The organism is Stenotrophomonas pavanii (assembly GCF_900101175.1).
GTDB classification, from domain to species: domain Bacteria; phylum Pseudomonadota; class Gammaproteobacteria; order Xanthomonadales; family Xanthomonadaceae; genus Stenotrophomonas; species Stenotrophomonas pavanii.
In genome coordinates, this window is the sequence record NZ_FNFQ01000004.1 from 101,327 (window position 1) to 122,017 (window position 20,691).

A 20,691-nucleotide genomic window follows, 5' to 3' on the forward strand; every position below is an offset into this window, starting at 1 on the left:
TGCCTGCGTTGGCGTTGCGCGAGGTCGCACCCCACAAGGCAGAACCGATGAACCAGAAGCAATTGCTGCGCCCGGTGGCCGATGCCGCTGCCCTGGCCGCACCACTGGCGAACTACAACACCGCCGATGCGGTGGAATTCCTCAACACGCTGGAACTGACCCGCGCCGCGGAAACGCTGGCCGCGCTGCCGTTGCCGCGTGCAGTGAAAATGCTGGAAGCACCCGAGCTGCAGCGCAGCGGCGAGCTGGTGGCCGCGCTGCCACCGGCCCGCGCCGCCGCCCTGCTCGGTCTGATGGCCGATGACCGCGCCACCGACATCGTCCACGAGCTGGATGAGGAAGAGCGCGCACGGCTGATCCCGCTGCTGGGCAGCGACGCCCGCCAGGTCATCCAGAAGCTGCTGAGCTACCCGCCGAACACCGCCGGCGCGCTGATGACCACCGAATACGTGGCGGTGCCCGCCAGCTGGACCGTGGCTCAGACCCTGCAGCACATCCGCCAGGTCGAGCGCACGCGTGAAACGGTGTACGCGATCTACGTGCTGGACCCGGCCAGCCAGCAGCTGCAGCAGGTGGTGACCATGCGCCGGCTGATCACCGGCCTGCCGGAGGAGTCGATCCTGGACGTGGCCCAGGTCAATCCGCCGGTGACAGTGGATGCACTGATGGACCAGGAGGAAGTCGCGCGGCTGATCCGCCGCCACGACCTGCTGGCGATCCCGGTGGTCGATGCGCAGCAGCAGATGCTGGGCATCGTCACCGTCGACGACGTGCTCGACGCGCTGATCGAGGAATCCACCGAGGACGCGCACAAGTTCGGCGGCATGGAAGCCTTGGACAAGCCGTACATGCAGATCGGCTTCTTCGAGATGCTGCGCAAGCGCGCCGGTTGGCTGAGCGTGCTGTTCCTGGGCGAGATGCTGACCGCCAGCGCGATGCAGCACTACGAGGACGAACTGGCGCGGGCGGTGGTGCTGACCCTGTTCATTCCGCTGATCATGAGCTCGGGTGGCAACTCCGGCTCGCAGGCCACGTCGCTGCTGATCCGCAGCCTGGCACTGCGCGAGCTGCGCCTGCGCGACTGGTGGAAGGTGGCCTTGCGCGAGATTCCGACCGGCATGGTGCTCGGCGCGATCCTCGGCTGCCTGGCCATCGTGCGCATCGTGATCTGGCAGCTGGGCGGCCTGCATGATTACGGCGAGCACTGGATCCTGCTGGCGATCACCATCGGCGCTGCACTGGTCGGCATCGTCACCTTCGGCTCGCTGTCCGGCTCGATGCTGCCCTTCGTCCTGAAGCGGCTCGGCTTCGATCCGGCCAGCGCCTCGGCGCCGTTCGTGGCCACCCTGGTGGATGTCACCGGCCTGGTGATCTATTTCAGCATCGCCGCGCTGATCCTGCACGGCACGCTGCTGTAACGAAAAAAGGGGACGGAGGGGATTAAGTCGTTTGTGCACAAACGACTTAATCCCCTCCGTCCCCTTTTTTGGGTACCGTAGGCGCATGAGTACCTACCACCTGCAGTCCGTGTTCCGTCCGCAGTCGGTCGCGGTGATCGGCGGCAGCCCGCGTGAGCGCTCGGCCGGCCGTGCGGTGATGCGCAACCTGCGCGGCACCGGCTTCCCCGGCAAGGTGGCGTGGATCAACCCGCGGCACGCCGAGATCGATGGCATCCGCACGGTCAAGCGGCTGAAGGACCTGGACTGGGTGCCTGACCTGGTGGTGATCACGGCACCAGCGGCAATCGTGCCGCAGGTGGTGCGCACCGCCGCCGAGCGCGGCGTGCAGGCCGCGATCATCCTCACCGCGCACCTGGGCGAAGGCCCCGGCTCGCTGTCGGCACAGGTAGAGGCGGTGGCGCGCAAGCATGGCCTGCGCATCCTCGGCCCGCATTGCCTGGGCGTGATCGCGCCGCACGCGCGGCTCAATGCCAGCATCGCCGCACATTTCCCGCAGGCCGGCGACCTCGCGCTGATCTCCGAATCCTCGGCCATTGCCGCCGCGCTGGTGGAGTGGGGCGTGGCGCGCTCGGTCGGGTTTTCCGCGGTGGTCTCGCTGGGCGACACGATGGACGTCGACTTCGGTGACCTGCTCGACTACTTCGCCACCGACTACCGCACCCGCGCCATCCTGCTCTATGTCGAGCAGATCAAGGATGCGCGCAAGTTCATGTCGGCCGCGCGTGCCGCCGCCCGCGCCAAGCCGGTGGTGGTCGTCAAGTCGGGCCGCGCCGAGCGCGTGCAGCCGGGCAGCCGCGATACCCATGTGCAGGCCCTGGCCCGTGCCGATGATGTGTACGGCGCCGCCTTCAACCGCGCCGGCCTGCTGCGCGTGGGCGCGCTGGACGAGCTGTTCACCGCCGCCGAATCGCTCGGGCGGCTGGGCACGTTCCCCGGCCGCCGCCTGGCCATCCTCAGCAATGGTGGCGGCGTCGGCCGCCTCGCCGTGGACCAGCTGATCGCGCTGCGTGGCACGCTGGCCACCCTGTCCGACAGCACGGTTCAGAAGCTCGATGCGGTATTGCCGCAGGGCTGGTCGCGCAGCAATCCGGTCGACATCGTGGTCGATGCCGATGGCGAGCGCTATGCCGCGGCCATCGAAGCGCTGCTGGCCGACAACGAGAACGACGCGGTGATGGTGGTCAACGTCCCCACCGCATTCACGTCGTCTGCAGACGCTGCGCAGGCGCTCACCCGCACGCTCGGCCTGCGTCCGCGCCATCATCGCGACAAGCCGGTGTTCGCGGTGTGGCTGGGCAACGACGACCAGGCCACCGCCACGCTCAACGCGGCACGGGTGCCGACCTATCCGACCGAGGCCGAGGCGGTACGCGGCTTCCAGCATCTGGTGCGTTACCGCGAGGCGCAGAACGCATTGATGGAAACGCCGCCCAGCCTGCCGCAGGACTTCAACGTCGATGCGGCGGCCGCGCGAACGCTGGTCGATGCCGCGCTGGCCAATGGGCAGCAGTGGCTGGACCCGCTGGCCACGCACGAGCTGCTCAAGGCCTACGGCATTCCGTCCGCGCCGGTGATGCACGCGCGCGATGCGCACGAAGCGATGGACCTGGCGCAGCCACTGCTGGAACGCGGTGCGTCCGTAGCGCTGAAGATCCTGTCGCCGGACATTCCGCACAAGTCCGAAGTGGACGGCGTGCGCCTGAACCTGTCCACGCTGCCGGCGGTGCAGAGCGCGGCCAACGCGATCCTGTCACGTGCGCGCCAGTTGCGGCCGGACGCGCGCATCGACGGCCTGCTGGTGCAGCCGACCATCGTGCGCCCGAAAGCGCGTGAGCTGATCGTCGGCATTGCCGATGACGCAACGTTCGGCCCGGTGATCGTGGTCGGTCGTGGCGGCACCGCAGTCGAGGTGATCAATGACAAGGCGCTGGCACTGCCGCCGCTCGACCTGCGCCTGGCCCATGAACTGATCGGCCAGACCCGCGCCTCGCGCATCCTCAAGGCCTACGGGGATGTGCCCGCCGCCGACGAGCGCGCACTGGCGCTGGCGCTGGTCAAGCTGGCGCAGCTGGCCGCCGACATTCCCGAAGTACGCACGCTGGACATCAACCCGCTGCTGGTCGACGGCAAGGGCATCCTCGCCCTCGACGCGCGCGTGGCGGTGGCGCCGTCGCGCATCCTGCACAAGGGCCGCGGCCATCCGCGCTTCTCGGTGTTCCCGTACCCGAAGGAGTGGGAGCGCACCATCGAACTGTCCGATGGCGGCCGCGCGTTCGTGCGCCCGGTGCGGCCGGAAGACGATGCGCTGTTCCGCGCGTTCTTCGCCCGCGTCAGCGACGAAGACCTGCGCCTGCGCTTCTTCCAGTCGGTGAAGCACTTCAGCCACGAATTCATCGCGCGCCTGACCCAGCTCGACTACGCGCGCTCGATTGCGCTGGTGGCGATCGAGCCGCGCAGTGGCGAAATGCTCGGCGCGGTGCGCCTGCACGCCGATGCCGATTACCACCGCGGCGAGTACGGCATCCTGATCCGCTCGGACCTGAAGGGCCACGGCATCGGCTGGCGGCTGATGGCGATCATGATCGAGTACGCCAAGTGGCTGGGGCTGGACGTGGTCGAAGGCCAGGTGCTGCGCGAGAACAGCACCATGCTGGCGATGTGCCAGAGCCTGGGCTTCAAGACCCGGCTGGACCCGGATGACCCGACGGTGATGGTGGTGACGCTGCCGGTGCAGCAGGTCGAAGTGCCCGACGTCCCGGTGTAGCGCCGAGCCCACGCTCGGCTGCCTAGCATCATACGGGCACGCCTGAGCCGAGCATGGGCTCGGCTCTACAGCTTCAACGCGTGGGTTCCACCACCACCGCCGTGCCGTAGCACAGCACCTCGGTCAGCCCGGTCATCACATCGGTGGCGTCGTAGCGCATGCCGATGATTGCGTTGGCACCCAGCTGCCGCGCGTGCTTGACCATGTCGCGGTAGGTTTCCTCGCGAGCCTGTTCGCACAGCTCGGTGTAGATGGTGATGTTGCCGCCGAAGATCGTCTGGATACCGCCGAGAAAGTTGCCGACGATCGAGCGCGAGCGTACGGTGATGCCGCGCACCACACCCAGGTTGCGCACGACGCGATGGCCGGGCAGCTCGAAGGCGGTGGTGACCAGCGAATCGTCGAAGCGCAGCGCGGGTGGGGTGGGGGTACCGCCGTTGTAGGGGTCTGCCATGGTCGCGTCCGTATCGGAGAGTCGAGCTTGCTCGACTCTACAACGCAACCGCCCGTTGCGGCATGGTTCCCTCACCGCACCGGCGCGACAATACCGCCATGACCGACCGTATCCCCCTGCTCCTGCTGCCTGGCCTGCTCAACGATGCCGAGCTGTGGCGCGCGCAGCTGGCTGACCTGGCCGACATCGCCGATTGTACGGTCGGCGACCAGACCCGTGGCGAGACCCTGCAGGCGGTGGCCGAGGACGTGCTCGCACAGGCACCGGCGCGCTTTGCGCTGGCTGGCTTCTCACTGGGCGGCTTCGTGGCCCAGCAGATCCTGCGCATTGCGCCAGAGCGCGTGCTGCAGCTGGCGCTGATCGATACCTCGATCCACGCCGATTCACCGGAACGTGCCGAGCAGCGCCGCAGCCAGCGCGCCAGCGTGCGCCTGCCCGGAAAGTTCCATGGTTTCGGTGATGTGCTGATGCGCAGCTACATCGATGCGTCCCGGCTGGACGACTACGTGCTGGTGCAGCGCGTGCGTGACATGACCGCCCGCCTCGGTGCGGACGTCTTCCTGCGGCAGAGCGCACTGGAGCGCCGTGACGGCCACGACGTGCTGGCCGGTTACCGCGATCCGCTGCTGATCGTGTGCGGGGCCAATGACCGGATCACGCCGTTGGCGGTGAGCGAAGAAATGCACGCGATGGTGCCGCACTCGCAGCTGGTGGTGGTGCCCGATTGTGGGCACCTGGCACCGATGGAAAAGCCGGAGGAGGTCAGTGCGGCAATGCGTGGGTGGTTGCTGCAGGGCAGGGGATGATCCCCGTCTTCTGGTAGATGCCGGCCTTGGTCGGCACCTCCTGTGGAGCCGAGTTAGGCTCGGCTCCAGCGAGGCAGCAGCCGAGCGTGCGCGCGGCTCTGCAACAACACTGCCTCAATCCCAGGCCGGCGCGATGCCTTCCGGGTTCGCCAGGCGATGGCCGCGGTCGAGCTTGGCGATCTGTGCCATGTCTTCGTCGGTCAGGCGGATCGCTGCTGCTTCCAGGTTGCTGGCCAGGTTCTCGCGCTTGGTCGAGGACGGAATGACCGAGAAGCCCTGCTGCAGCGCCCAGGCCAGCGCGACCTGCGCCGGCGTGGCCTGGTGGCGTCCGGCGATGGCCTGGATCACCGGGTCCTTGATCACCTCGCCATAGGCCAGGCTCATGTAGGCGGTGATGTGGATGCCGTTGTCCTGCAGGAACTTCACCAGCAGGCGATTCTGCAGGTAGGGGTGGATTTCGATCTGGTTGGTGGCGATGGCACCGGCGCCGAGGATGCTGATCGCCTTGCGGGTCTGCGCGATGGTGAAGTTGGAGATGCCGATCTCACGGGTCAGGCCCTGCGCCTTGGCTTCAGCCAGTGCGGACAGGTACTCCTCCATCGGCACGTCAACCTTGTCGTTCGGCGATGGCCAGTGGATCAGCGCCAGGTCGATGTACTCGGTGCGCAGCTTTTCCAGGCTCGTGCGCAGGCTGGCCAGCAGCGCATCGCGCTTGAACGCGGTGATCCAGACCTTGGTGGTCAGGTAGATGTCGTCGCGCGGCACGCCGGAATCGGCGATGGCCTGGCCGACCTCGGCTTCGTTGCCGTAGATCTGCGCGGTATCGATGGCGCGGTAGCCAACCTCCAGCGCGTTGCGCACGGAATCGATCACGGTCTGGTCTTTCAGGCGGAAGGTGCCGAGACCGAAGGCGGGGACAGTCATGGGGGGCTCCAGCAGAGGGGGAGGGAGGCGGGAATGTCCACGAAAGGGTAGGCCAGTCGCCGTGTGCATGCCGGCAACGGTGCATTGCGCCGCCGTATACGACCGCAGGTCCGCCGCGGGCCCTGGTGGGTGCGGACCGTGGGTCCGCACCGATTCCCGCCGTCGCCCGACCCACGGTCGGGCGTCACCGATCCCCGCGACGTGGGGAACCCGGAAGATTGCTCAGGCCGCGCGCGCCAACGCGTCCTTCGCCGCCGCCGTGGTCGACAGGTCGAACACATCCACCGCATCGATCAGGCGGTTGGCCTGTTGCTCCAGGCTGCGCGCGGCAGCGCTGGCTTCTTCCACCAGCGCGGCATTCTGCTGGGTGGTGCCATCCATCTGGACCACGGTCTGGCTGACCTGTTCGATACCCGCGCTCTGTTCCTGCGAGGCCGCGGAGATCTCAGCCATGATGTCGGTCACCCGCTGCACCGATGCGACGATCTCGGCCATGGTGTCGCCGGCCTCACGCACGCGCTGCGCGCCCTGTCCGACCTGTTCCACCGAGGCCTCGATCAGCGACTTGATTTCCTTCGCGGCCGCCGCCGAACGCTGCGCCAGTGTGCGCACTTCACTGGCGACCACCGCAAAGCCGCGGCCCTGTTCACCGGCCCGTGCCGCTTCGACGGCGGCATTCAGCGCCAGGATGTTGGTCTGGAAGGCGATGCCGTCGATCACGCTGATGATGTCGGCGATCTGCCGCGACGAGGTCTCGATCGCGCCCATCGTCGCCACCACCTGGCCGACCACGCTGCCGCCGTGCGAGGCGACCGTGTGTGCGCCGATCGCCAGCTGGTTGGCCTGGCGTGCGTGCTCGGCGTTCTGGCGCACAGTGGAGGTCAGTTCCTCCATCGATGCTGCCGTCTCTTCCAGGTTGGCGGCCTGCTGCTCGGTGCGGCGCGACAGGTCATTGTTGCCGGCGGCGATCTCCGCGGCGGCGGTGTGGATGTTGCCGGAGGCGTGCTTGATGTCGGTGACGATGGTCGCCAGCTGCGTGGCGGTGGTATTGGCATCGCCGGCGATACGCGCGAACACACCCTGGAAATCACCGTGCATGCGTGCACCGAGGCGGCCATCGGCGATCGCGCGCAGCATCGTCGAGACTTCGCCCAGGTTCAGTTCGGTGGTCTGCATCAGGCGGTTCAGGCCATCGACCATCGCGCGGAAGTCGTGCTCGAAGCTCGCGCTGTCGCCACGCTGGCTGAAGTCTCCCGCGCCGGCAGCTTCGGCCAGGCGCCGGATCTCGCCATTGATCCTGCCGAGGTTGTGCTTGGCCATGTCCAGTGCTTCGGTGATCACCGCCTTCTCGCCGGGCAGGCGTTCCATGTCCTGGCTGAGGTCGCCGACCGCATAGCGGCCCATGATCGAGATCGCGCGCATCTTCACCTGGATATGCGCATCGACCAGCGTGTTGCAGTCGGCCACCATGGTGCCGAACGCGCCGGGGAATGCATCGGCCTCCATGCGATGGCTGATGGTGCCGGCCTCGTGCGCCTGTGCCATCGCGGCCTGGGCATCCAGTACCCTGCGCAGGGTGGACTGCACCGCTTGCATGGCCTGCGCGAGGCGGCCGATCTCATCGCGGCTGCGCACCTGCACCACGTGCTGCAGGTCGCCGGCGGCCACCGCACGTGCAGCGGCTTCCACCGCCAGCACCGGCTGCACCACCGCGCGCCGCAGCCACCAGGCCAGGCCGATCAGCAGCAGCACGGCGGCCAGTACGGTCAGTGCCGCGCACAGCAGCAGGGTCTGCCGGGCCTGCTGCGAACGGGACGCCACCGCCGCTTCAGCCACCTGCGTGGCGTGCGTGCTCAGCGCATCCAGTGCCATCGCCACCGGGCGATCCTTGCCGCGCACCAGGTTGTCGCCGGCCGCGGGATCGTAGCCGGCCGCGGCAAATGCCTGCAGCGCCGCGTGATAGTCCTGCTGCAGCTGCGCGTGCAGGCCAACGAACGCCTGCGCCAGCTCACGCGTGCGCGGGTCCGGGCTGGTGGCCAGACCCTTGGCCAGTTGCTCGACCAGGCGGCCTTCGCTGTCGAAGCCATCCAGGTGGCGTTGGCGCAGCGCGTCGTCGTGCCCGCGCAGCAGCACGTTCTTCCATTCCTGCACCTGGCCACGGAACTCACGCTGCAGGCGTTCGGCATCGCGGCTGTGCGCGACTTCGGGCGGGACCTCGGTGGACAACTTCAACCAGGCGGAGGCCAGGCCTGCCAGTGCGCACAGCAGGACCACGGCCAAGCCAACAGAAACCGCGCCGAGCAGCTTGGACTGCAGGCGCGGAGCACGGACAGACGCATTCATCGGGAAGCACTCTCGGGAAGGGGCAATGCGGTATCGACCCGCTACGCTTCCGCTGAAGTGCGACAAGCATCACATTAGCGTTTCGTTTAGTGATGTGAAGGAAGTGTTTCATAGGACAAATGTGTCCATATGGAACAAATACGGACCCTGGACAGGGGATATAAATGTAACTAATGTAGTTACATGAAATCCGCGAACCCGCTCTCTGACGCCTTGCACGTGATGGCGCACCTGGTCGGCCAGGATGGCCCACGCACCTCCGAGCAGCTGGCGTCCTGCCTGCCGACCCATCCAGTGGTGATCCGCCGCCTGCTGGCACAGCTGCACAAGGCCGGCCTGGTACGCAGCACCCGCGGCCATGGGGGTGGCAGCCAGCTGGCCCACGATGCGGCGGCGATCACCCTGCATGACATCTACCTGGCCGTGGGCGCACCGCCCCTGGTGCAGGTCGGTACCCGCGACGCCGGCCGCGGCTGCCCGATCCAGCAGCTGGTCAACAGCGCGCTGCTGGAGGGGGCACGCGAGGCACAGCGGTTGCTGGAGGCGCGCCTGCGGGCGACCACGCTGGACCAGCTCGGCGCCGACTTCGCCCGCCATCTCGCCCATCACCGTTCCCTGGAAGGTCACCATGAATCCTGATGTGCTCATCGTCGGCGGCAGCTATGCCGGCATTGCCGCCGGCCTGATCCTGGCCCGTGCCCGCCGCCCGGTCACCATCATTGACGCCGGCTCGCCGCGCAACCGCTTCGCCAGCCATTCGCACGGCGTGCCAGGGCTGGATGGCATCAGTGGTGCCGAGCTGCTGAAGACCGCGCGCCAGCAGCTGCTGGACTACCCCACGGTGCGCTGGGTCCATGCCGAGGCCCTGCAGGCCAACGCCAGCGCAGAGGGCGTGGAAGTGCGGACCGCCGATGGCCAAGTGCTGGCCGCGCGCAAGCTGCTGCTGGCCAGCGGCATCGCCGACCAGCTGCCGGCGCTGCCGGGTCTGGCCGAGCGCTGGGGCAGCACCGTGCTGCACTGCCCCTACTGCCACGGTTACGAAGTGGGTGGCGGCGCCATCGGCCTGCTTGGTGGCCATCCGATGTCCGCCAGCAAGGCACCGTTGTTCGCCGACTGGGGCAATGTCACGTTCTTCAGCATGGGACGGGACATCACCGATGAGGAACGCGCCGCCATGCAGCAGCGCGGCGTGCAGATCGAGACGTCACCGGTGCTGCGCGTGCAGGGCGACCAGCCGACCTGGCTGGAGGTGGAGCTGGCCGACGGCCGCCGCATCGCCCAGCGTGCGCTGTTCGTGCCGGCCACCCAGGTGATGGCCACACCGCTGGTGCAGCAGCTGGGCTGCACGTTGGCCGAGAGCCCGCTGGGCGAGCTGATCGAGGTCGACATGATGAAGCAGACCTCGGTGCCCAACGTGTATGCCGCAGGCGATGCGACCACGGTCGGCAACATCACCCTGGCCATGGCCGAAGGCGTGCGCGCGGGCATCGGCGTGCACCACGCGCTGGTGGCCGAAGACAGCGTGCCGCGCTGAATGTGCCGGGGTCAGATCCCTTTCACAGTAAGGGATCTGACCCCCGACGCGACGTGCTGCTCTGGTAGCGGCCGGCCTTGGCCGGCACCGCTCGGTTACCCCTTCACGCACAGCACCTGGCGCAGGGTGTGCACCACCTCGACCAGGTCCAGCTGCGCGGCCATCACATCGTCGATCGACTTGTACGCGGCCGGTGACTCGTCCAGCACGCCGCTGTCCTTGCGGCATTCCACGTGCGCCGTGGCCTCGCGATGCTGGGCCAGCGTGATCTGCTGGCGCGCGGCGCCACGGCTCATCACCCGGCCGGCACCGTGGCTGCAGCTGTGGAAGCTGTCGGCGTTGCCCTTGCCACGCACGATGTAGCTGCGCGTGCCCATGCTGCCGGGAATGATGCCCAGCTCACCCTCGCGGGCACTGACGGCCCCCTTCCGGGTCACCAGCAGCTCTTGCCCGTGGTGCGTTTCCTTCTGCACGTAGTTGTGGTGGCAGTTCACCGCCATCGCCGCCAGCTGGAACTTCGGCAACCGGTGGCGCATCTCGGCCAGCACGCGCGACATCATCGCCTCGCGGTTCTGCCGGGCATAGTCCTGCGCCCACGACACGGCTTCGACGTAGTCATCGAACAGCGGCTCGCCTTCCATGAAGAACGCCAGGTCCTTGTCCGGCAGGTGGAAGCCGAGCACGCGCCGGGCCAGTTCCTCGCGCGCCTTCTCGATGAAGTAGGTACCGATCAGGTTGCCGGTGCCGCGCGACCCGCTGTGCAGCATCACCCACACCGTATCCGCCTCGTCCAGGCACAGTTCAATGAAGTGGTTGCCACCCCCCAGCGTACCCAGCTGGCGGTCGAGCTTGTCGGTGCGGATCCTGCGGTGCTTGTCCTTGATCTTCTCCAGGCCGTTGGCCAGGCCCGACTGCACCAACCGGGTGTGGATGCTGTCGGGCATGCGGTGATGCTCGCCGCCACGCCCATTGCCGACCGGAATGCTGCGCTCGATGCTGTTGCGCAGCTGCCGCAGGTCATCGGGCAGGTCGTTGGCGCGCAGCGTGGTGCGTACGGCCGCCATGCCGCAGCCGATGTCGACGCCGACTGCGGCCGGGATGATCGCACCGCGGGTCGGGATCACCGAGCCCACGGTCGCGCCCTTGCCCAGGTGCACGTCCGGCATCACGGCCACCCACGGCCCAACGAACGGGATCGCGGCGATGTTGCGCAGCTGCTCATGCGCCTGCGCTTCCAGCGGCACACCGTTGACCCAGCCCTTGATCGGCGTGGTGCCCTCGGCGTGCAGCCATTGATAGTTCTGTTGCGTGTCCATGTCTTCGTGTATGTCCTTGATGGGCCGGCGGCGCGTCCCTGCGCCGCCGCTACCCCCTACCTGATCGTCACCAGCTGCTTCAGCACGCCATCCAGGCCGCCGAACACGGTGAGCGTGTCGATCTTCTCGGTGACCTTCTCCAGTGCCTCCAGCTCCTTCAAGCGCATCAGCACCGGGTTGTCCTCGATCAGCTTTGCAGTGTTGAGCTGCGAACGCGTGGCGTTGGCCTCCTCGCGGCGACGGATCACGCTGGCCTGGGCCTGCTTCTCGGCCAGCACCACGCCGTTGAGGATCTCCTTCATCTCGCCCGGCAGGATCACGTCCTTGATGCCGACGCCGAGCAAGCGCACGCCGTGGCCCTCGATCGCCGCCTGCACATGGGCGGCGATCTCACCGTCCAGCGCCGCCTTGTCGCCCAGCAGCTCGTCCAGGCTGCGCGCGGCAATCGCCTGGCGCAGGCCGAACTGCAGCTGCCGGTAGACGAACTCATCGGCATTGCTGAGCGTGCGGTGTGCACGCACCGGGTCGACCACCTGCACGGTCGCGGCCAGGTTCACCCGCAGGGTCACCTTGTCGCGGCTGAGCAGCTCCTGGCCGGACACGTCCAGTGACCGTGCACGCAGTTCCACGCGCTCCACCGACACGTTGCCGTTGAAGTTCCAGAACGCGTGCAGGCCGGCGTCCAGCGTCTGCCGCAGCGTGCCATCGATGAACAGCAGGCCCACCGACTCGCTCGGCACGGTGCTGATCACCGCCACACGCGGCAGCACGCCCAGCTGGCCCAGGCGCTGCTGCACGTCCACCGCAATGCGCGGCTCGTCACCCAGCGCCATCACGCGCACCTGGGTGTCGACCGAACCGCGCCAGTACAGGCGACGGCTGCCCGGCGGCAGGACTTCATCGATGCGGCCATTGCGCAGCACCAGGCCGACCTCGGTGGCGCCGACATTGGCCAGCACGAAGTGGGTGTCCAGCTGTGCGCCCAGCGCTTCGATCAGGCTGTCCTGGTCGCTGCCGGTGTAGGCCGCGCCCTTCGATGCGGTGTGGATGTCCACGTGCGGGCGGCCGCCGAACAGCGACAGGCGGTGCACGCCCGGCAGCAGGATCTGCTGGAAACGACGGTTGCGATACACCAGGCCGCGCTCGCCGTCGCCGATCACGACCTTGATGGTCCAGAACATGGGAGTCTCTCCTTGTATGGCTCTGGTGGTTCGACCCGTTGCGGATGAATCGCCATGACCCGGGTCGATCAGGTCGTGGCGCGGCCGCCTGCACACCACGTGCAGGCAGCGGAAGAGGGCGGCCATCGGCGGACGGTCCGCGCGCGGAGCCTTCGGTGCACCGGCAGTGCTGCCATCGTCGTTCCCTGCAGGCAGCACCAGGGCGGAACGTGGCTGGCAGTGGCGGCGGGCCGGGGCCCGGCGTGCGGTCCGTTGCCTTCCACGTTCCTGCCCGAAGGCGATGACCGTGGACGGCGACGATGGCCGCTGGGGCTTGCGCCCCGGGTGTTGCTTCAGGTCATGACGTGACAGGTCATGTGGTTTGGAGTGGGAATCGAACCCACGACAGACGGAATCAGGATCCGTTGCTCTACCCTACTGAGCTATCCAGTTGGGGACCGCGCGGAATCGAACCGCGTACCGGCGAACCGGTGCCTGCCTCCAGCAGGCGATCCAGGCGATGGCATGTCCGCGACCTCCGGCATACGCCACGGCAACGCCGCGCGCACCAGCCCGTGGTGGAAACGGGACCGTTGGAGAATCGAGGGTGCAGGCCACCGACATTATCGCGAGCGATAATGTTTGGGAGCGATGCAGATAATGTCCAGGCGTCGCCAATCGCGAAGTAAATCCTTCGGCGGGGCGGGAAAATCCTGGGTCAGTGAGCGGCGGGTTGCCGCGCGGGGTGCAGTTCTGGCATCGCGGGTCCTTGTGCCGACGCAAACGAAAACGCCCCCGGGACTTGCGTTCCGAGGGCGTCGTCAGGCCTCGGAGATCGGGGTGGCCGATCTCCGCAGGGCGGGTATCAGGCCGTTGTCAGCTGGGCTTCCCTGCCGAACGCGCGCGCCAGCACGTCCATGCGCAGGCATGGCAGCAGTTTGGCGATGGCGACGGAATGCGCGTTCAAGGGAAGTTTCCAGTGGTCGTTGAAACGAGGTGCGCACGATAAACCACGATTTAGTCGCGCGCAACCATTTTGTTCAATTATTTTCTTCTTTACCGCGCGATGCCGGCCAGCGGCCGGCACTACCTGACTGTGTCATGCCGGCCAGCGACCGGCACTACCTGACTGTGTCATGCCGGCCAGCGACCGGCACTACCTGACTGTGTCATGCCGGCCAGCGGCCGGCACCACCGGGTCTCAGGCTTCGGCGCTGGCGGCGTCAAGTTGCGCGATGTCCTGCACGCTCAGCGACAGATTGGCCGCTGCCAGCAGGTCGTGCAGCTGCTCGACACTGGTGGCGCTGACGATCGGTGCGGTGACCGACGGCCGCGCGATCTGCCATGCCAGTGCGATCTGCGCAGCGCTTGCGCTGTGCTTGCTGGCCACGTCGTCCAGCGCCTGCAGGATGCGCAGGCCGCGCGGGTTCAGGTAGCGCTTCACCACGGTCTCGCCACGCGCCGGGCTCTTGGCTGCATCGGCCGGCGTGCGGTACTTGCCGCTGAGGAAGCCGCTGGCCAGCGCGTAGTAGCCGATCACGCCGATCTGTTCGCGCTGCACCAGGGGTTCCAGCTCCTTTTCGTAGCCGGCACGGTCATACAGGTTGTACTCCGGCTGCAGCGTTTCGTAACGCGGTAACTTGTAGTCGGTGGACACCTTCAGGGCATCGGCCAGGCGCGTGGCGCTGTAGTTGGACGCACCGATGGCGCGCACCTTGCCGGCTTCGATCAGCCGGCCGAACGCGGCCAGCGTCGCTTCCAGCGGCGTCGCCTCGTCATCCTCGTGGGCCTGGTACAGATCGATCACGTCGGTCTGCAGCCGGCGCAGCGAATCCTCGACCGCCGCATTGATGTTGTCCGGGGTCAGGCCAGGGCGCTCGGCCCACTTGGCCACCTTGGTCGCCAGCACCACCTTGTCGCGCTTGCCGCTGCGGGCAAACCACTTGCCGATCAGCGTTTCCGATTCGCCGCCGGCATTGCCCGGCACCCAGGCCGAGTACACATCGGCGGTGTCGACCAGATTGAAACCGGCGTCAACGAAGGCATCGAGCAGGGCGAAGCTGGCCTTCTCATCGGCGCTCCAGCCGAACACGTTGCCACCGAAGGCGAGCGGACGTACATGCAGGCCGGAACGGCCCAGTTCGCGGGTTGCCGTCATGGGCACGGACTCCTTGGGGGAAGTGCTCCAGAATAGAACGCGTTGTGTGACCGTGCTGCGGCGGCAACCACAAAACAGTGTTCCGCGTCAGGCGCGCAGCTAACGTTTTGTGAACACCTGGTGCGCCGCGGCTGCTAGTCTCGCCGCATCTTCCGCTGGAGTCGCTCCGATGATGCCTGTTTCGTCCCTGCGTGGTTGCCGCCTGCTGCTTGCTTCGGCCCTGATTGCCGCTGTTCCTGCGTTCGCCGCACCGGCCACGGTGGCGCCGGCGAAGATCCAGGTGTCACCGGCGATCGAGGCGGCGGTGAAGGCACCCACCCGTGATGCCAACAACGTCAAGCGCGACGGCTTCCGCCACCCGGCGCAGACGCTGTCGTTCTTCAAGGTGACGCCGGAGAAGACCGTCATCGAGATCACGCCCGGCAACGGCTGGTATTCGGAGATCCTGGCGCCGCTGCTGCAGGACAAGGGCCGCTACGTGGCTGCCGTGGTCGATCCGATGGCGGTGCCCGAGGGTCGCGGCCGTGACTACCAGCAGCGCAGCCGCGACAGCCTGGAAAAGAAGTACGCCGGCGCGCCGGCACAGTTCGGCAAGACTGCCGTGGTGGCCTATGATCCGGCCAAGCCGGTGTTCGGCCCGGCCAATTCAGCCGATGTGGTGCTGACCTTCCGCAACGTGCACAACTGGCGCAAGGCTGGCCAGGCGCAGGGCATGTTCCAGGGCTTCTTCAACGTGCTCAAGCCCGGTGGCGTGCTGGGCGTGGTCGAGCACCGCGCCAAGGCCGACGTGGCCGATGACGATGACACCGGCTATGTCGGCCAGCAGCAGGTGATCGCAATGGCCGAAGCCGCCGGCTTCAAACTGGACGCGCGCAGCGAGGTCAACGCCAACCCGCGTGACACCAAGGACCACCCGAACGGCGTGTGGACGCTGCCGCCGACCAACCAGCACGACAAGGCCGATGATGCGAAGTACCAGGCGATCGGCGAAAGCGACCGCATGACCCTGCGCTTCATCAAGCCGTAAGCCGGCACGCCGTAGCGCCAGCGTGGAGTGCCCCGTAGAGCCGAGCCGATGCTCGGCTCACCGCGCGCGCTGCGGCCTAATCGAATTCAAGGACATGGATAGTTGAAGAAGGTTCTGTACTTCGCCTTCGCATTGATGGCGCTGCCGCGGTTGTACGACTTCGTGTTCCATGCGGGTCACGTGCATGATCTCGTGGCGGCGGCAGGTTTTGCGGTGCTGCTCGTGGGTTGCCTGTGGGACGAACGTGCGCGCAGGGCCTGCCCACCGGTAGTGCGGCTACGCTACCGCGCCAACGCTGCCGCCACGTGCGGCGCCGCGGTGGTGCTCGTTGCGCTGTTGATGGAAAGGAAGGTCTTCGGCTGAGTGGTGATCGCGGCGGCGATGCGGGAATGGGACAATGCCCACACCCGCCGCCTGCCGTGCCTGCAATGCTGATCGCCTTCAACAAGCCCTTCAACGTGCTCTGCCAGTTCACCGACCGCAGTGTGCCGCCACGGCCGACCCTGGCCGGGTTCGGCCTGCCGCCGCGCGTGTATGCCGCCGGCCGCCTGGACCATGACAGCGAGGGCCTGCTGCTGCTGACCGACAACGGCACCCTGGCGCACAAGCTCACCGACCCCCGGCACAAGGCCGACAAGACCTACTGGGTGCAGGTGGAAGGCACGCCCGGTGACGAGCAGTTGCAGCGGTTGCGCGACGGGGTGGAACTGAATGACGGGCCGACCCTGCCGGCGAAGATCGAACGCCTTGATCCGGCTCCCGCGTTGTGGACGCGCGATCCGCCGGTACGCTTCCGCAAGACCGTGCCTGACAGCTGGCTGGCGATCACGATCCGCGAGGGGCGCAACCGCCAGGTGCGGCGGATGACGGCGGCGGTGAACCTGCCAACACTGCGGCTGGTGCGGGTGTCGATCGGACCCTACCGGCTGGACGACCTGCAGCCCGGACAGTGGCGGCAGATCGGTTGAGACAGAAAGGGCCGGAGGCCTTGCGGCGTCCGGCCCTCATGCGCTGCCCTGGGGTCAGAGCCCTTCCTGCGGAAGGATCCGACCCCGGTGGATTCACGCGTCGCTGCCGATATCGCTGTGCTCGTCCACCACGGTATCGTTGCGGCGGTCACGCGCGCTGATCCGCTGCGCCTGCCCATTCACCACGTGGCCGTTGGCGGCCTTCTTCTTCTGCTGCTTGCGGTACAGCGCATAGCCGAGCAGGCCGACGCCCACTGCAGCGGCGGCGATGGTCACGGCCGGGTTGCGGCGGGCGAACTTGGTGGCGACCTTGCCACCGGTCTTGACGGCGCCCAGCGCCGCGCCGGTCTTGATCCAGTCACTGGCCTGCGGGCCAAGATGGCGCAGGCTGCCACCGGCGCTCTTCAAGCCGTCGCCGGCGCTATGGGCCAGGTCCAGGGCGCGCTCCAGAGCGCGGTCGGTGATCACGGTCAGCTTGCTCATGCGGGGGTCCTTTGCCTCGGGTCGAAGTCCAGTGTCGCGCGTTGCCCGTAAACGGTATGTCAGTCGGGGACGCAGGCGGTGTGACTTCAGCGTAGCCATTCAGGATCAGGCAGGTCCGCTAGGGGGAGTGCAGGCCGCTGGCCGGCAATGCGCTCCACCTGGTGCCACGGGGCTGCCGGCCAGCGGCCGGCACTACCCCTCAGGTCCCGCGCGGCTTGGCCCGGTGCGTGGCCGTGGCCGTCCACGGATCATCCGGCCACGGATGGCGCGGGTAGCGGCCCTTCATTTCCTTTTTTACTTCGGCGTAGGTGTTCTCCCAGAAGTTGCGCAGATCCTGGGTGACCTGCAGCGGGCGGCCGCCGGGGGAGAGCAGGTGCAGGGTCAGCGGCACGCGGCCATCGGCGATGCGCGGCGTATCGGCCAGGCCGAACAGTTCCTGCAGCTTCACCGCCAGCACCGGCGGCAGCGGATCGCCGCGCTCGCTGTCCAGCGCATAGGTGATCGGCCGCTCCAGTCCGGACGGCACGGTGATGCGCGTGGGTGCATGACGCTCGATCAGCTGCCGTTGTGACCACTCCAGCGGTGACTTCAGCGCCTCGCCGAAACTGGACTCGTCCAGCGCATCCAGGCGGCTCTTGCCGGCAAACGCGGGCTGCAGCCACTGTGCGCGGTTGGCCAGCAGGGCCGCGTCGCTGCAGTCGGGTAGATCCAGTTCCGGCATCCAGCGTCGAAGCGATTCGACACGGGCCTGCCACTGGCGCAGGCCTTCGGTCCACGGCAGGGCCTGCAGGCCGAGTTCGGCCACCGCATCGGTCAGCGCCTGCGCGGCATGCTGCGGATCGACCCGGCCAGCGGAGCGGCTGTCGAGCACGATGCGGTCGAAACGGGTCTCGCGCAGCGCCACCAGGGCGCGGCGTTCACTGTCCCAGCGCACCACGTCTTCAGTGACGAAGCGTTCCGGCCACGCGTTGCGCAGCCGGCCCTCATCCACCGGGGCGGCACGCAGCAGCAGCGCATCGCGCGCTTCGAAGCGCAGTTCGCTGGCCACCAGCCACGGTTCACCACGCAGGTCACTCAGCTCGTGCAGGCGCGCGCTGCGACCATTGGCCAGCAGGTAGCGCAGGGGATCGCTGGGATGCTGGAAACCGATCCGGTCGGGGAAAGCGTGTGCGAGCAGGTCACCGAGTTCGTGCGCCTCGATGCTGGACGGCGGCGCGGTCTCGCAGCGCAGGCGTCGTCGCCACTGCTTGGCGGCAGCATCGATGGCGGCCAGCCCGCTGCGATGGGCGTCCACCGGCGCGCGGCCGTTACGGAACGCGGCCAGTGCGCGCCAGCGGGCCGCCAGCGCGTCACCGCCCTGGCGCAACGGGTCGCGCGCTTCCAGCAGGGCAGCCAGATCGGCGGCCAGGGCCTGCGCACGTGCATCGGGCGCTGCCAGCAGCATTGCCGCCATCCGTGGATGCGTGCCCAGCGCCAGCACGCGCCGGCCGAGTGCGGTGATCGCGCCACTGCTGGACAGCGCGCCCAGCCGCTGCAGCAGTTCGCGCGCCGCGCCCATCGGACCCGCCGGCGGCGGATCGAGGAAGCGCAGGTCAGTGCTGCCCCAGGCGGCCAGTTCCAGCGCCAGTCCGGCCAGTTCCACCTGGTCGATCTCGGCGCGGCGTTGCGGCTCCAGCCGCTGCGACTGCGGCCACAGCCGCCAGGCCACGCCTTCGGCCACGCGGCCGGCACGGCCCGCGCGCTGGTCCGCCGAGGCCTGTGCGATGGCCACCACGTCCAGCCGGGTGAAGCCGCTGTTAGGGTCGTAGCGCGGCTCGCGCGCCTGGCCGCTGTCGATCACCACGCGCACGCCGGGCAGCGTCACCGACGACTCGGCGACGTTGGTGGCCAGCACCACGCGGCGGCGCCCATCGCTGGCCGCCTGCAGTACGCGCGCCTGCTGTTCCACCGGCAGTTCACCGTGCAGGGCCAGCACCTCCACGCCGGCATCCAGCGATTCCTGCAGGCCCGCTTGCACCCGCGCGATCTCGCGCTGGCCTGGCAGGAACACCAGCAGGTCACCCGGATGCTCGGCCAGGGCCTGCTGTACGGCGCGGCGCACCTGCAGTTCCAGGGTTTCATCGCGGCGCGCCGGGAAGTGGCTGATCGCCACCGGATAACTGCGGCCCTCGCTGCTCAACCGCGGTGCATCGAGGAAGCGTGCCAGCCGCTCGCCGTCCAGCGTGGCCGACATCACCACCAGGCGCAGGTCGTCACGCAGCTGCGCCTGCACGTCCAGCGCCAGCGCCAGCCCGAGGTCGCCACTGAGGTGGCGCTCGTGGAATTCGTCGAACAGGATCGCACCGACCTCTTCCAGCATCGGGTCGTCCTGCAGCATGCGGGTCAGGATGCCTTCGGTGACGACTTCGATGCGCGTGCGTGCCGAGATCCTGTTCTCGAAGCGGATGCGGTAGCCGACCGTGCCGCCGACGTCCTCGCCGAGCTGTCGCGCCATGAACAGCGCGGCACTGCGTGCAGCGACCCGGCGCGGCTCCAGCAGGATGATCTTCCGCCCCTGCAGCCACGGTGCATCGAGCAGCGCCAGTGGCACCTGGGTGGTCTTGCCGGCGCCAGGTGGCGCTTCCAGCACCAATCGAGAGTGCTGTCGAAGTACGTCCAGTACCTGCGGAATCAGCGTGGAGATCGGGAAAACAGGCGGTTTCATGTTCCAAGGATAAACGTCCCGGCGCCGACGTGGCTTGACCCCGCAAGGTCGGGGTGTTCTGGTAACGCGCCCTGCCTCCGGCCTGCCCATGCGTCCCAGCCTCCTGCTTGCCTCACTCCTGCTGCTGCCTACGTGCAACAGTGCCAGCGCCGCGCCGTCCGACACAGCCCACCCGATGGCGCGCCTGCTGGGTGCGGACGTTCAGCAGCGCTACCTGCCGCAGGGCATGAGCGATGAACTGTCGATCCGGCGTGCCTATGAACAGGGCATTCTGCGTTCGCCGGACTTTCCTTCGCTGGAAATCTCCGGCGACCAGGCTTTCATCTTCTTCGCCCAGTTCGCGCGCAGCAGGATGGGGCCGACCTTCAATACCTTGACCGTGTGCCACAATCCAGACGGCTTCCGGCTGTTGGTCGGAGGTGGATCGCGCCAGTCCTGCGCAGCACGCCCCGACGCGGGGATGCGGTTCATCCGCCAACGAAATGGCGACCTGGTGTGCGAGCCCTGCGCTGCGCTCAACTTGCCGGAGCGCTGGGAGCGCCACGACCGCCACACTCATTGACCCGCCGATCACTGCCGAGGCGGGCGCT

General features: G+C 67.9%; 17 protein-coding genes and 1 tRNA gene. 9 read left to right on the plus strand and 9 right to left on the minus strand.

Features of this window, described 5'->3' with window-relative positions; translation table 11 throughout:
- Positions 1 to 47: 47 nt before the first annotated feature.
- Together mgtE and BLS66_RS09050 are read left to right on the plus strand one after the other, a co-directional pair.
- Positions 48 to 1,418 (plus strand): magnesium transporter, encoded by a 1,371-nt coding sequence (gene mgtE, locus BLS66_RS09045; RefSeq protein WP_049471211.1) that lies wholly within the window; start codon positions 48 to 50, stop codon positions 1,416 to 1,418.
- A gap of 85 nt (positions 1,419 to 1,503) precedes the next feature.
- Positions 1,504 to 4,224 (plus strand): bifunctional acetate--CoA ligase family protein/GNAT family N-acetyltransferase, encoded by a 2,721-nt coding sequence (locus BLS66_RS09050; protein WP_074725682.1) that lies wholly within the window; start codon positions 1,504 to 1,506, stop codon positions 4,222 to 4,224.
- 73 nt (positions 4,225 to 4,297) lie between these two features.
- On the opposite strand, the gene BLS66_RS09055 is transcribed toward BLS66_RS09050, so the two are convergent.
- Complete coding sequence (locus tag BLS66_RS09055) at positions 4,298 to 4,678, minus strand: YbjQ family protein (protein WP_074725683.1); 381 nt, start codon at positions 4,676 to 4,678, stop codon at positions 4,298 to 4,300.
- Between the two features lie 98 nt (positions 4,679 to 4,776).
- Between BLS66_RS09055 and BLS66_RS09060 the strand changes: the two genes are divergently transcribed.
- A complete protein-coding gene (locus BLS66_RS09060) occupies positions 4,777 to 5,484 on the plus strand; it encodes an alpha/beta fold hydrolase (protein ID WP_049459847.1) in 708 nt (235 codons plus the stop codon).
- 114 nt (positions 5,485 to 5,598) lie between these two features.
- On the opposite strand, the gene dkgB is transcribed toward BLS66_RS09060, so the two are convergent.
- Together dkgB and BLS66_RS09070 are read right to left on the minus strand one after the other, a co-directional pair.
- Entirely contained in the window at positions 5,599 to 6,408 is an 810-nt protein-coding gene (dkgB, locus tag BLS66_RS09065) for a 2,5-didehydrogluconate reductase DkgB (RefSeq protein ID WP_074725684.1), read from the minus strand.
- A 222-nt stretch (positions 6,409 to 6,630) separates the two neighbouring features.
- Entirely contained in the window at positions 6,631 to 8,751 is a 2,121-nt protein-coding gene (locus BLS66_RS09070) for a methyl-accepting chemotaxis protein (protein WP_074725685.1), read from the minus strand.
- Positions 8,752 to 8,934: 183 nt separating this feature from the next.
- On the opposite strand from BLS66_RS09070, the gene BLS66_RS09075 reads away from it, so the two are divergent.
- Both BLS66_RS09075 and BLS66_RS09080 read left to right on the plus strand, forming a co-directional pair.
- A complete protein-coding gene (locus BLS66_RS09075) occupies positions 8,935 to 9,390 on the plus strand; it encodes an Rrf2 family transcriptional regulator (RefSeq protein ID WP_049470756.1) in 456 nt (151 codons plus the stop codon).
- Complete coding sequence (locus tag BLS66_RS09080; RefSeq protein ID WP_074725686.1) at positions 9,380 to 10,285, plus strand: NAD(P)/FAD-dependent oxidoreductase; 906 nt, start codon at positions 9,380 to 9,382, stop codon at positions 10,283 to 10,285. The genes BLS66_RS09075 and BLS66_RS09080 overlap by 11 nt, the downstream gene beginning before the upstream one ends.
- Positions 10,286 to 10,380: 95 nt before the next feature.
- On the opposite strand, the gene BLS66_RS09085 is transcribed toward BLS66_RS09080, so the two are convergent.
- The 4 genes from BLS66_RS09085 to BLS66_RS09100 form a co-directional block, all read right to left on the minus strand.
- Positions 10,381 to 11,601 carry an RtcB family protein gene (locus BLS66_RS09085; RefSeq protein ID WP_074725687.1) on the minus strand — a complete coding sequence of 407 codons (1,221 nt, stop codon included), beginning with the start codon at positions 11,599 to 11,601 and terminating at the stop codon, positions 10,381 to 10,383.
- A gap of 56 nt (positions 11,602 to 11,657) precedes the next feature.
- Positions 11,658 to 12,782, minus strand: coding sequence for a slipin family protein (locus BLS66_RS09090; protein WP_074725688.1), 1,125 nt, complete (start codon positions 12,780 to 12,782; stop codon positions 11,658 to 11,660).
- 357 nt (positions 12,783 to 13,139) lie between these two features.
- A tRNA-Gln gene (locus BLS66_RS09095) sits at positions 13,140 to 13,212 on the minus strand.
- Between the two features lie 750 nt (positions 13,213 to 13,962).
- A complete protein-coding gene (locus BLS66_RS09100; protein ID WP_049470769.1) occupies positions 13,963 to 14,919 on the minus strand; it encodes an aldo/keto reductase in 957 nt (318 codons plus the stop codon).
- Positions 14,920 to 15,088: 169 nt separating this feature from the next.
- Here BLS66_RS09100 and BLS66_RS09105 point away from each other — a divergent pair, with 169 nt between their 5' ends.
- From BLS66_RS09105 to BLS66_RS09115, 3 genes are all read left to right on the plus strand, one after another.
- A complete protein-coding gene (locus tag BLS66_RS09105; RefSeq protein WP_064239493.1) occupies positions 15,089 to 15,946 on the plus strand; it encodes a class I SAM-dependent methyltransferase in 858 nt (285 codons plus the stop codon).
- Positions 15,947 to 16,048: 102 nt separating this feature from the next.
- A complete protein-coding gene (locus tag BLS66_RS09110) occupies positions 16,049 to 16,309 on the plus strand; it encodes a hypothetical protein (RefSeq protein WP_074725689.1) in 261 nt (86 codons plus the stop codon).
- 65 nt (positions 16,310 to 16,374) lie between these two features.
- Positions 16,375 to 16,914 carry a pseudouridine synthase gene (locus BLS66_RS09115; RefSeq protein WP_074725690.1) on the plus strand — a complete coding sequence of 180 codons (540 nt, stop codon included), beginning with the start codon at positions 16,375 to 16,377 and terminating at the stop codon, positions 16,912 to 16,914.
- A gap of 93 nt (positions 16,915 to 17,007) precedes the next feature.
- Here the strand turns inward: BLS66_RS09115 and BLS66_RS09120 are convergent, their stop codons facing one another.
- Positions 17,008 to 17,397 (minus strand): hypothetical protein, encoded by a 390-nt coding sequence (locus tag BLS66_RS09120; protein WP_049459858.1) that lies wholly within the window; start codon positions 17,395 to 17,397, stop codon positions 17,008 to 17,010.
- Positions 17,398 to 17,596: 199 nt separating this feature from the next.
- Positions 17,597 to 20,101, minus strand: coding sequence for an ATP-dependent helicase HrpB (gene hrpB / locus BLS66_RS09125; protein ID WP_074725691.1), 2,505 nt, complete (start codon positions 20,099 to 20,101; stop codon positions 17,597 to 17,599).
- Positions 20,102 to 20,276: 175 nt separating this feature from the next.
- Between hrpB and BLS66_RS09130 the strand changes: the two genes are divergently transcribed.
- Positions 20,277 to 20,663: a hypothetical protein gene (locus BLS66_RS09130; protein ID WP_123959211.1), complete on the plus strand. Its 387-nt coding sequence runs from the start codon at positions 20,277 to 20,279 to the stop codon at positions 20,661 to 20,663.
- Positions 20,664 to 20,691 lie beyond the last annotated feature (28 nt).